The 11,170-nt window shown below is 60.8% G+C and carries 12 protein-coding genes; 10 read left to right on the top strand and 2 right to left on the bottom strand.

The window, feature by feature from the left end:
* The first annotated feature begins 449 nt into the window (after window positions 1–449).
* The 6 genes from TSH64_RS33450 (at window position 450) to TSH64_RS33425 (ending at window position 8,338) form a co-directional block, all read left to right on the top strand.
* Entirely contained in the window at window positions 450–2,084 is a 1,635-nt protein-coding gene (locus tag TSH64_RS33450; protein WP_109451681.1) for a glycosyltransferase family 61 protein, read from the top strand.
* Window position 2,085: 1 nt separating this feature from the next.
* Window positions 2,086–4,002: a thiamine pyrophosphate-binding protein gene (locus TSH64_RS33445; protein ID WP_146208097.1), complete on the top strand. Its 1,917-nt coding sequence runs from the start codon at window positions 2,086–2,088 to the stop codon at window positions 4,000–4,002.
* Window positions 4,002–5,531, top strand: coding sequence for a glycosyltransferase (locus TSH64_RS33440; protein WP_109451677.1), 1,530 nt, complete (start codon window positions 4,002–4,004; stop codon window positions 5,529–5,531). The genes TSH64_RS33445 and TSH64_RS33440 overlap by 1 nt, the downstream gene beginning before the upstream one ends.
* Complete coding sequence (locus TSH64_RS33435; protein ID WP_158285448.1) at window positions 5,531–6,244, top strand: NeuD/PglB/VioB family sugar acetyltransferase; 714 nt, start codon at window positions 5,531–5,533, stop codon at window positions 6,242–6,244. Before TSH64_RS33440 ends, TSH64_RS33435 begins: the two co-directional genes overlap by 1 nt.
* Window positions 6,245–6,349: 105 nt before the next feature.
* A complete protein-coding gene (locus TSH64_RS33430) occupies window positions 6,350–7,384 on the top strand; it encodes a glycosyltransferase family 2 protein (protein WP_109451673.1) in 1,035 nt (344 codons plus the stop codon).
* A gap of 3 nt (window positions 7,385–7,387) precedes the next feature.
* Window positions 7,388–8,338 carry an NAD(P)-dependent oxidoreductase gene (locus TSH64_RS33425; RefSeq protein WP_199237732.1) on the top strand — a complete coding sequence of 317 codons (951 nt, stop codon included), beginning with the start codon at window positions 7,388–7,390 and terminating at the stop codon, window positions 8,336–8,338.
* Between the two features lie 53 nt (window positions 8,339–8,391).
* On the opposite strand, the gene TSH64_RS35735 is transcribed toward TSH64_RS33425, so the two are convergent.
* Together TSH64_RS35735 and TSH64_RS36695 are read right to left on the bottom strand one after the other, a co-directional pair.
* Window positions 8,392–8,547, bottom strand: coding sequence for a hypothetical protein (locus tag TSH64_RS35735; protein ID WP_158285447.1), 156 nt, complete (start codon window positions 8,545–8,547; stop codon window positions 8,392–8,394).
* 116 nt (window positions 8,548–8,663) lie between these two features.
* Entirely contained in the window at window positions 8,664–8,798 is a 135-nt protein-coding gene (locus TSH64_RS36695; RefSeq protein WP_282188143.1) for a hypothetical protein, read from the bottom strand.
* Window positions 8,799–9,054: 256 nt separating this feature from the next.
* On the opposite strand from TSH64_RS36695, the gene TSH64_RS33420 reads away from it, so the two are divergent.
* The 4 genes from TSH64_RS33420 to TSH64_RS33405 are packed head-to-tail and all read left to right on the top strand — an operon-like array spanning window position 9,055 to window position 11,109.
* Window positions 9,055–9,504: a hypothetical protein gene (locus TSH64_RS33420; protein ID WP_109451669.1), complete on the top strand. Its 450-nt coding sequence runs from the start codon at window positions 9,055–9,057 to the stop codon at window positions 9,502–9,504.
* A 29-nt stretch (window positions 9,505–9,533) separates the two neighbouring features.
* Entirely contained in the window at window positions 9,534–9,680 is a 147-nt protein-coding gene (locus TSH64_RS33415) for a DUF2325 domain-containing protein (RefSeq protein WP_247873305.1), read from the top strand.
* Window positions 9,677–10,513 (top strand): extracellular solute-binding protein, encoded by an 837-nt coding sequence (locus TSH64_RS33410; RefSeq protein WP_109451664.1) that lies wholly within the window; start codon window positions 9,677–9,679, stop codon window positions 10,511–10,513. Before TSH64_RS33415 ends, TSH64_RS33410 begins: the two co-directional genes overlap by 4 nt.
* A gap of 2 nt (window positions 10,514–10,515) precedes the next feature.
* Window positions 10,516–11,109 carry a DUF2478 domain-containing protein gene (locus TSH64_RS33405; RefSeq protein ID WP_247873304.1) on the top strand — a complete coding sequence of 198 codons (594 nt, stop codon included), beginning with the start codon at window positions 10,516–10,518 and terminating at the stop codon, window positions 11,107–11,109.
* Window positions 11,110–11,170 lie beyond the last annotated feature (61 nt).

Below are 11,170 nucleotides of genomic sequence, written 5' to 3'. Positions count from 1 at the left end.
CACCGAGGTCCGGCTGCTCGGCGTCTACAACGGCACCGTCCTCTCGCTCTCCGACATCAACCTCGGTTGATGATGGGGCTCGGTTGATGAAGGGGGCGTGAGCCCAAGCCTGCTGAAAGGAGGGGGCGCCCGCAGGGGCGCCCCCTTTCTCTTTGTGCGGACGGTCGGCTGTCGTCCGGCGCACGGACGGACGATCCTTCGCACTTCAATGCTGAAGGTTAAAGACCGGTCGAAACGGGTCAGGCACTCTTGCAGCGGAGCACGTAACTTTCTTACGGCGTGTCGGCAAATGCCGGGAGCAAGAAACCGTCAAAGGACTCCCAGCAAAATCGCAACCAGCAGCAGTGGTATGTTTAAAATAATGCTAGTGTCATATTGATTGATTTGAAAATATTTCATATAATCGCAGACTATTATTTTCTGTTCTCGCTTGGTGGCAAGGCAAGCCTATGGATGTCGATCCGAGTATGATGCACAAGCTCACCATGGATTATGTCGCTGCCGCTCGCTCACGCGACTATGAGCGTGCGAAAAGAATCCTGAGGAAATTTGTCGCATTGGAGCCTGCTTCAGCAAGATTTTATATCCACATCTCCGGGGTCTGTTCGGAGGAAGGCGATTTTGCCGAAGCAATCGGCTTGTTGAGCCAGTCCAAGATTCTGGACCCGAATGATGGGTCTCTTCACCTCGCGCTTGCCTATTGCTACGAAGCAGTGGGGCAAATACATCTCGCCAAAAGCATTATCGAAAAAGAACTCGCAAGATATCCCGGATCGTTCATCCTCCGCCAACTGTCTTTTTCTCTTGCGATGAAGGACAATGACCATGCGGTGGCGGCGGAGATTGCCGAAGATTTGCTGGAACACCCGGAAATAGACAAAGAAAAATTCGTGGATACCGCTGACCTGCTGATCTCCCTGATGGGACCGGCAGCGGCACTCCAGAAATTCAAAAACCTGTCGGTGAGAAGCACCAAGCCAAACATCGACAGCTCAGTAGAGGCTTATAAACACCTGTTGACGGAAGGGATCAAATCCCCGGATAGCGTCGATGTCTGCCGCATTCAGGATATGGAACAGGAAAACCTGTGCCATCGACTTCCTTTGTCTGAACATCGAAAGCTCCTGCATATTCATGACGCTTACATTGGTATCTCCAGCCAGACGCTAATGGTACAGAACAAGCTGTGCCGGGATTTCTGTTACCATATCGAGAGCGATGCCTCGTCGGACATCGTGAGACTCCCGAACACGAGATTCGGCACAAAGAAGAAATTCAATTTCATTGATGTCAAGGAAGCAATACTCGTCGGCGGAGGAAGCAATTACTATCATTGGATGATAGACTATCTACCGAACCTGGGAATTCTCGAAAAGACCGAAATTCTCAGGAATGTCCCCGTCATATTCAATGCGAACCTTACAAGCTTTCAAAAGCAGTCCCTGGAACATATCGGTTTCGACTTCTCCAGACATCTCGATCCGGGTGATACGAAAATATTCCGCTGCTCGCAGCTTTGGGCAACCGTCAGGCTCCCCGGCAGAAGGCACATCATGGGCGTCCCCGATTGGTGGCAGTCGGAGGTCGACATTGAAACGTTGTCCTGGCTGCGAGACTCGTTTCTCGGGAAATCGGCTGGTGAAGGTCGGCAAGGGAAGCGAAAGCTGTATCTGTCTCGCGGAAACTCTCGCTCCAGACGTCTGTTGAACGATGGAGAGGTCGTCGACCTCATGATGGCTGCCGGCTATGAGATCGTCCACCCGGAACTGCTTTCGGTTGCAGACCAAGTCAGCCTGTTCGCCAATGCCAGTCATGTCGTTGGCGTGCATGGTGCCGCATTCACAAATATTGCCTTCATGCCTTCGGGATCGAATATTCTGGAGATAGTGGGAAATTTCAAGCCTCCGGAATTTTATAAAAAAATCTCTGATTTGCTTGGTCTTAAGCATGAATTTATTGAGGGATCGATCAATAAAATACACAAAACAACATTTTCGTCGGATCCGCGTTTTGGCGATATTTTGATCGATATGTCAAAGCTCAAGAGAAAGCTATCGGTATTCGACGACAGTTTTTGCAAATGAATTGGCCACCTCCCGAAATCGGCCAGGGTTATACAACCGGCCAGCCGTTCCGTACGAGTGTCAGATGACGATCAGGGTTTCCGACTATATCGCCTCGTTCATTGCAGAAACTCTCGGCCTGCGAGATGTTTTTCTCATCTCGGGTGCCGGAATCATGCACCTGACCGACAGCATCGCCCGCCATCCCACTCTGCGGGCGGCTTGCCTTCATCACGAACAGGCGGCCGCCATGGCGCTGGACGCCTATGCCCGCATCAACGGACATTTCGCGGTCGGCTGCTTCACCACCGGGCCGGGGGCCACGAACGCCATAACCGGCCTGGTCGGAGCATGGCAGGACAGTGTGCCCTGCCTGTTCCTGTCCGGGCAGGTCAAGCTGGCGGCCGCCTCCCACACCGCCGGCGTGCCGGGCCTGCGTCAGTTCGGCGTGCAGGAATTGGACATCGTTCCCATTGTTTCGTCGATCACCAAATATGCGGTCATGCTGACCGACCCACTCCGAATTCGCTACGAGCTGGAAAAGGCGGTCCACTTGGCCCGCTCCGGGCGCCCCGGTCCCGTGTGGATCGACATTCCGATGGATGTTCAGGCGGCCTGGATCGAGCCGGACGATCTGGCCGGATACGACATCGGAGAGTGCGGAGCCGGCGTTCCGCGCCCTGCACCCGACGAGGTGACGCAGGTATGGGAGCGGCTTCGCCTTGCCGAACGACCCGTCATCATCGCCGGACAGGGCGTCCGATTGGCGGGAGCGTGCGATGCTCTCCGGCATCTGGCCGAACGCCACCAAATCCCGGTGGTCACCCCCTATCTCGGGCTCGACGTCATGAGCCACGATCTCCCCGTCTATATCGGCAAGCCGGGCGTCCGGGGCGACCGTGCGGCGAATTATGCCATGCAGAATGCCGATCTGATCCTGGCGATCGGCACCAGCCTGCCCGTTTCGGTCGTCGGCTATGACCATGCGCAGTTTGCCCGCGCCGCCACCCGGATCGTCGTCGATATCGACCCCACCGCCCATCGAAAGCCGACGATCTCCATCGATCAGTTGGTGGTTGCCGATGCGAAGGACTTCATCGACCTTCTGCTTGAGACGGCGGAGCATGCCGCACCCTCCGCCCCGCCATCCACGGCAACCGCGTGGCTGGCGCGCTGCGTCGACTGGAAGACCCGCTACCGGGCGGACCTTCCCGATCCCGCCGACACCCTTGGCGGTGTTCACAGCCATAGCCTGATTGCGGCCTTGTCCCGACGGTCGCAGGATGGTGACATCTTCGTCTGCGACACCGGGACGGCCATGTATGCCACGGCGCAGGCGATCCGGCTGACCGAACAGGGGCAGCGCTTCATCACCTCGGGCGGCATGGCCTGCATGGGCTACACACTTTCGGCCGCCATCGGAGCGGCTTTCGCCGGAGGCGACCGGCGCGTGCTGGCAATCACCGGCGACGGCTCGCTTCAGATGAACGTTCAGGAGTTGCAGACCCTTTTCCATCACCAGCTTTCCATCAAGCTGTTCGTGCTGAACAACGCCGGCTATCTGTCGATCCGATCGACCCAACAGAAGTACTTTGCCGGCCGCCTGATCGGGGAAGGCGCTGAAACGGGTGTCAGCATGCCGGACACGCTCAAGCTTTGTGCCGCCTATGGGCTGCCGGCGGAACGGGTGACATCTTTGGAGGAGTTGGATGATGCGCTGGAGCGGGCCCTGGCCGCATCGGGCCCCTATGTCGTCGATGTCGTCATGCCGGACAACCAGCCGGTGGTTCCGGCGCTCTCCTCCAGAATCGAGCCCGACGGCAGCATGTCCTCCAGCCCACTGGAGGACATGTATCCCTTTCTTCCGCGCGCCGAACATCATGCCAACATGCTGATCGACAAGGCATCCCGGCGAAAAAACGACGTTGGTGACGCCTGATGCAGCAGGTGCGATCCAACCAGATCGAAACCCTCGACGCGGTTAGACGGGAAATCGTCGCGGCCCAGGCCTTTCTGGGCAAGGCCCTTTCGGATGGTGTTCCTGTTCCGCCGAAGCCGGTCAACCCGACGATCAGCATCGGGATTCCCATCTACAACCGGCACGCCGAGACCCAGGATCTCATCGCCGTTCTGTGCTGGCAGATTTGCCAGCTCGATCAACACATATCGGTCGATATTCACGACAACGGTAAGGATGAACGCAACGTCCGGTTCATAGCAGGAATCTGCGAAATATTTCCATTCGTCAGGTATCGACGCTGCTTCTGCAATGTCGGAGCGGACCTGAACATTTCATCGCTCTATATGCTCAGCGAAACCCCGTTCCGGTGGATTCTGGGCGACGACGATCTGCCGGCCCCAGGCGCCTTGGGACAGGTCGCGGATGTCGTTGCCCGCCATGGCGACAAGACCGTGACCTTGTTCCATCTCGGCAATCTGATTGTCGACGCAGAATTACGCGACATCACCCACGATAAGGACATGCCAAGCTCTCAATATGAGCCTGGAATTCATTTTCTTGACATGGATCGATCCGTTCTGGGCATCGGCCGCGAATTTCTTAGAATGAGCGCCAACATCGTCAAGGTCCTTCCGTTCCATGACATCGTGGAACGTCATCTGGTTGGGCTCGGCCTTTCGCCCATCTGCTTCAATCTGAACGCCCTGACCCACGGCAAATGCTGCTTCATCAATCATCCCTTTCTCATCTATCGCGAAGGAGATAAATCGCACTGGATTTCCAGGTGGCCGCATATCGCCCATTATAATTTTCCACGATTTCTTGGCGCGATGGCACTGAACGGGCTGCTTTCCACCGCGACGGTGGACAGTTTTTTCAATGCACGGCCGGATTTCGTCTTCGGTGAAAATGCGGAACGTGCATCGGCCTTCAACCACAGGAACTGGCATCGGATGCTCACGGCGACCGAGCTTGAAGGTGCCGAGGCCAATCTGGCCAGCAACGATCTGATGAGCGGGCTTTTGAAGGATTGGGCGAACGGCCGACCCGTGGAGATCGATTGCTTGGTCCACGGGCGGACTTTCCGGCCCGAATGTTTCGGCGAAATCGCGCCCGGCTTCTTCGAGATCGACGAGCGGCTGATGTATGTCATCACCTCGGCCGACGGCAGCGGCAGTTGCGCCGGATTCCGCCTCTTCGGCATTCCTGCCTTCGGGCAGGCGGTGTGCGAGCTTCAGACCTGGGTGCGCGACGATGGGCAGCCTCCGGTGGTCAGCAGCCTGGGCATCAGGCCATCCGGAGAAAACTGTCCCTTCCGGCAGATTGCGGCCATCTCTCCCGCACCGGGCCGGCCGATTCTGTTCAAGGTTCCGCTGGGACAGGTCGAGGGCCCGGTCGATCTGGAAATCCGCTTCACGCTTGACAGCAGGCAGCCGGCAGGAACAACCGCACTGTGTGTCTTGAAACGGCTCGTCATCTCTCTGTCGACAATTGAAGGATGCGCTTGATGGTGCCGCTTGAAAGGCAACCGACCGGATCGGGAGCGGAGCGCGTCGTGATCCTTGGCGGAGGCGCAATCGGCACCATGGCAGCCGATCTCTGCACCGTCACCGGCCGGGAGCTTGTGGGCTTCCTCGACAATAACAAGGAGCCGCAAACACATGTTTACGGCACTCCGATCCTCGGCCCCTTCGATCTGGTGGAGAGGGATGCCGGGTTGCGCGCGGCCTGCCATTTCATCGTGGCGGTCAGCGATGCCGGGCTGCGCCGCGAATGGCTCGGGCGGATTGCTGCAGCAGGGGCGCGGCTGATCACGCTGATCCATCCGTCGGTCTCCTGCTCGCCTTCGGCCTGCCTGGGTGAAGGCATCATGATCTTCCCTTTCACCACGATCTATCCCGGAGCGCAGATCGGCGAGGGTTGTCTGATCGAAGGCCATGCCTGCGTCGGGCCGGAGGTGTCGGTCATGCCGGTCTGCGTGATCGCAGAGGGGGCGATCTTAGGCCATCGGACCCGCATCGGTACCGGCAGCTTCATCGGCGCCGGAGCCGTGTCACGTCCAAACATCACCATTGGCGAGGGGTGCCTGATCGGGGCGAACAGTACGGTCATCCGCGATATCCCGTCGTTCAAGGTTGCGGTCGGATCGCCGGCACGCGTGCTGCGGGACAATCTTTCTCTCAATCCCGCGCTTGCGGAACGGAGCCGGCAGAACCGCTGACGGAAGCATTCCTGGGTGCCAAACCCAGCCTCACCAGCATCATGACAGTTCCATTGCCGTGCTTCGGCACAGACTTGAAATTCCTTCTCCAGCCATTGGACAGCCATGATTCCTCTTCTGTCGATCGTCATTCCCACTTACAACCGCGACAGCTTCCTTTCGACACTGCTGACGGAACTGGCCAGACAATCGGCCGGTCTGCCTGCGGGAACGGTAGAGGTCGTTGTGCTGGACAATGCCAGTTCCGACCGCACCAACAGCGTGTGCCACGATATCGCGGCCGAACTTCCCTGCTTTCGCTACATTCGCAACCCGGTGAACATAGGCGCTGATGAAAACGTCCTGCGCTGCCCGGAGGCGGGAAGCGGCGAATGGCTGTGGATCTTCGGCGACGACGACATTCTGCATGATGGGGCATTGGCCCGTATCGTCGACCTGCTGAGGGAAACGTCCAGCGATATGGTGCTTCTGAACTACAGACAGGTTCATCGGGATGGTCTGACTTTGCTGGCCGAGAAGGTTTGCCCACTCGACGACGACATGACGCTCCCATCGTTGGGCCAATGGCTCGAACAGCCTGCCTCGCTTTGTCTGCTTGCCTTCATCACGTCCGCAATTGCCCGCCGGGCGCCGATGGTGAAGATCGACCCGTCGCCATACCGGACAAAAAGCTATTTCACCTTCCTCGGTGTCCGTTTCGAGCCGTTTGGGGACCGACCGGTGCACATCGTCGCAAATCCCTGCATCACCCAGCGCCAGTACAATTATCGTCCGGAACATGCCGATGCCCCGACCATAGGCATCGATACTTTTACTGGAATCGCCATTTACCGACTTCTCTTGCAGATCGCCAAGCGCAGCCATCTGCGTCCTGGAGAGCTATGGTCCGCCTCGGTCATCGATGGCATCGGTCAGGAGCTGCCGGTCATGAATTTTCTGGACTGGTTGATGAAGCACTCAATCGTCCCATCGCTTTCCGCCAATTTCCACGCGATGACGCCAGAGCAATGGAAGGCTCTTATGGACTTTTACCGGAACGAATCCGGTGAACTGCCCGAGCGGATCAGGAACCGCCTGCTGACAGCGATCAATGCCGCAATCGAGGCCCACAATGCGCTGTTCCGTTTGAAAGGAGCCTGACCCGTGACCGGACGCCGGATGTTTCGGACGGCGATCCTCGGCGCAGGGGGCTTTCTGGGTGCCTGGCTGACACGGGAACTGCTTGCGTCAGGCCATGCGGTTCTGGCCGTCACCCGGCCGGGCGGTGGTGAATGGCGCCTTGCAGGACTGGCTTGCGCCAGAGCTGCCGCAGATTTGGCGGACACCGACGCCCTGCGTTGGCTTCTGCGCGAGTTCCGGCCCCAGTCGATTGTCAATATGGCTTGGTCCGGTGTCGCCAACGCCCATCACGACGATCCGGCGCAAGCCGGCAACGTCGCCATGACGGTGCGGCTCGTCGCTTTGGCCGCAGAGTTGCGCTTGAGCTGCTTCGTCGGCGTCGGATCCCAAGCCGAATATGGGCCGCAGAACCGTATCCTGCGGGAGTGCGATGAGTTGAGGCCGACCACGCATTATGGCAGGGCGAAGGCAGATGCCGGTCGGGAGGCTGCAAGACTCTGTGCCGACAGCGGGATGCGTTTCGCTTGGCTGCGCGTCTTTTCGACCTATGGAGCGATGGACAACGGGAAATGGCTGATCCCGATGGCGATCAGTCGCCTTCTGCACGGCAAGCCCGTTCCCTTGACGGGCTGTGAGCAAAGATGGAGCTTTCTGCATGCCAGCGACGCCGCCGCCGCCTTCCGCGCGGTGGTGGAGCATGACGAAGCGAATGGCATGTTCAACCTTGGCCATCCCGAAGCGCTATCCTTGAAGGAAACGCTGATCCGGCTTCGCGATTTCGTCAATCCGCATGGCATCCTCGATTTCGGCCGCCTGCCTTACGGCCTGAACCAAGTCATGCTGCTCCAACCGGATGTCCACCGTTTGCACCGGCTTGGCTGGCAGCCGAAAGTCGAACTCGATGCCGGATTGCGGGAGACCGTTCGCTGGTTCACAGATCGGCCCACCCCTCAAGGCTTTCCGCTCGCCCCCTGACAGACATGAGCACAGTCCTCGGCAGCAAAGTTGGATCGTGCCCCGGCCGTGGTTTAGATGTTTAATGTTTGGTCCCGGCATGCGCTGGTCCGCATGAAAAGCCCCCACATCAGTGTCGCCGCAGACAGGCCGCGCCCGTCCGGTTCCGGCTGCATGGCGTTCAGCACCCACGCCATCTCGCCCTCCAGATGGTGGAAGACCGTCACCACCCGCCCCCCCTCCGGTGTCAGGACGGCGCCACCGCCTGTGCGCCGCCGGCCCTGCCATCGACCAGTGGACGGCCGAACAGGTTGTTCATGGCGTCGACGGCGTCCCAGGCCGCCTTTTAGGTGATGCCGTCCGACCGCGCCGCGGCGGAGATGCCGCCCTCCCGCGCCACCGCCTCCAGCAGCCGGATGCGATCCGCGCCGACCGGCGATGCGTTGGCCGCAGCGAAGGAAAGCTGTGCGCGAACGGGCATGGTCGAACTCGTGATTTCGTTATGTAGCTCAATTATTTAACAATATAACACATATGGTTATTGCCGGCTTTTCCCGTCAGGGAACAACGCCGGCATCGCGAAAGTCGCCGTTGGCGTTCACCGCCGATCATGGCGACGAGACGGGAGCAGGCTCTGCCCGGCTTTCGCTTCTGCGGTCACGCAACAGGATGATTGCCCGATCCTCACCGAGACTGATACGCTATATTCAATCGAATATAGAGGTGCGGACATCCCGATGGTCCATCTCCCGGTTCTTCGCAGGTCCGCCGCTGGCACGGTCGGCGCGCTGCTTCATGACGAAAGGGCCGCTGTCTTCCCCAATCCGGGGCTGGCGCCCACCGGCGCGCACCGAGCCCGCATCCGGGACATCGCGCCGAACCTGCATTGCTCGGTCATCGGCTCCTGCCTGATCACCGGCGAACTGCGCCAATTCTTCGTCAATCCGGGGGACGCCGACGCCCGCACCGCAACCGATCACACCCTGCATGGTCGTGGCGTCCAGTTGGCCCGGCAACGCAGCACGGCCGGCAAGCTGCTGCACAAGACGCTGGACCGGCGCCATGACACGGCGGTCCGCCGCTTCGCCAAAGCCGGCACAGCCGAGGATGTCCGCCGGCTCTGGCGCCAGTCCTTCGAGCAGGGTGACATCCCCGGTGCCTTTATGTCGGTGGACGGCCCGGCCTGATCAGCCAGGCCGACATCGCCTTCTTTCCGGTGGACTGCGTCAGCCATGCCGCCGCCGGACGCATCAAGACGCTGTGCCGTCAGGCCGGCAAACCTTTCGTCCCGCTGCGCAGCGCCAGCATTGCCAGCTTCATCGCGGCCATCGCCGCCCTACAGATCCAGGTCGAGGATCCATGAGTCCGCTCCGCCGCCTTGCCACCCTGACGCTGCTGGCCGCCACCGCCGCCATGTCAGCCGCCCCTGTGTCCACGGCCCATGCCGAGGAACTGGTTCTCTATGGGGCGGGCAGTCTGCGCGCCGCGATGACCGCCATCGCCGCCGACTACGCCAAGGCGACCGGCAACAGCGTGCGCACCGCCTTCGGGCCATCCGGCCTGATGCGCGACCGGATCGAGGCGGGCGAGGCGGTCGATCTCTTCACCTCGGCCGACATGGGACATGCGCTGACCCTGCGCAAGGACGGGCGGGCCGCCGCCGCGGTGATGTTCACCCGCAACCGGCTGTGCGCCTTCGCCAAACCCGAGGCAAGGCTGGAGCCGGCCTCCTTCGCCGAGCGGCTGCTCGACCCGTCGGTCCGGATCGGCACCTCGACGCCCAAGGCAGACCCCGGCGGCGACTACACCTGGGAGATGTTCCAGCGGATCGGGCGGCACCATCCCGGCGCCTTCGCCACCCTCGACGCCAAGGCCAAGAAGATCGTCGGCGGCAGCACCGCCGCGGACCCGTCCGATCCCGATCCGATCGCCTCGGCCTTCGCACGCGGCGACATCACGGTCATGATCGCCTATTGCAGCGGTGCCGAACAGCGGCGCCAGGCCACGCCCGACCTCCAGGTGGTGCCGGTTCCGCCGCCCTACGCCACCGGTCCCGAATATGGCTTGGCGATCACCGACCTCCGGAAGCCGGCCGCCGTCGGGCTGATGCTGGCGATCCTGTCGCCGGAGGGACAGGCGACGCTGGCGCGCTTCGGCTTCGACCCGGTCGGTCTGCCATCGGGCGGGGAGCGCTGACCATGCCCCGTCCCCTCCACGGACACCCGTCCTTTGCCGGCATGCCTCCGGTCCGGCCCCGGTTCGACGACCGCTCCGACGTCGCGGCGGTCGTCTATGGCGGCACGGACGACCCCGACAGGCTGCTCTCCGGCTTCATGCTCGACCTGCAGACCCAGGGCTTCGACGCGGTGGGGATCGTGCAGGTCCGCCAGGAGGCACCGTTGGACGGCAGGGCGGCGCATGGCTTCCGTCTGCTTTCCGGTCAGGGTCCCCTTTCTCCCGATGAGGATCCCGGCGGCGAAAGCCTCGCCGGTATTGGACGGCGGCTGGCCGTTCTGGTCGAAGAGCGGCCTGACATCGTCGTGCTGAACCGCTTCGGCTGGCAGGAACTCAACGGCTCCGGCCTGCTCGACGTCCTGCAACTCGCAATGCTGCGCGAGGTGCCTGCGGTCATCGCGGTGCCCGAGGCGCTCTTCCGCCACTGGCTCGACCTTGCCAACGGGCTGACCGTCAGGCTGCCCTGCGACCGTGCCGCGCTGGACCGCTGGTGGGTGGCGCTGTGGCGGGCACCGTCGGGCGGACGTCATCCGACGGCGTGCGAGCGCGACAAGTAACCGCGATCCCCTCCACACCATCATCATCGGACAGCAAGGTCGTCGGAACCGCCGCAACATT

It is taken from the genome of Azospirillum sp. TSH64, assembly GCF_003116035.1.
Classification (GTDB): Bacteria; Pseudomonadota; Alphaproteobacteria; order Azospirillales; family Azospirillaceae; genus Azospirillum.
Note: the sequence above shows the minus strand (reverse complement) of the source record. Positions and strands in the feature narration are given on the sequence as shown.

Excerpts from the sequence above, each read along its gene's own strand:
- TSH64_RS33450 (WP_109451681.1), top strand. The coding sequence starts at position 450 with ATGGATGTCGATCCGAGTATGATGCACAAGCTCACCATGGATTATGTC.
- TSH64_RS33440 (WP_109451677.1), top strand. The coding sequence starts at position 4,002 with ATGCAGCAGGTGCGATCCAACCAGATCGAAACCCTCGACGCGGTTAGA.
- TSH64_RS33435 (WP_158285448.1), top strand. The coding sequence starts at position 5,531 with ATGGTGCCGCTTGAAAGGCAACCGACCGGATCGGGAGCGGAGCGCGTC.
- TSH64_RS33430 (WP_109451673.1), top strand. The coding sequence starts at position 6,350 with ATGATTCCTCTTCTGTCGATCGTCATTCCCACTTACAACCGCGACAGC.
- TSH64_RS36695 (WP_282188143.1), bottom strand. The coding sequence starts at position 8,798 with ATGCCCGTTCGCGCACAGCTTTCCTTCGCTGCGGCCAACGCATCGCCG.
- TSH64_RS33420 (WP_109451669.1), top strand. The coding sequence starts at position 9,055 with ATGGTCCATCTCCCGGTTCTTCGCAGGTCCGCCGCTGGCACGGTCGGC.
- TSH64_RS33410 (WP_109451664.1), top strand. The coding sequence starts at position 9,677 with ATGAGTCCGCTCCGCCGCCTTGCCACCCTGACGCTGCTGGCCGCCACC.
- TSH64_RS33405 (WP_247873304.1), top strand. The coding sequence starts at position 10,516 with ATGCCCCGTCCCCTCCACGGACACCCGTCCTTTGCCGGCATGCCTCCG.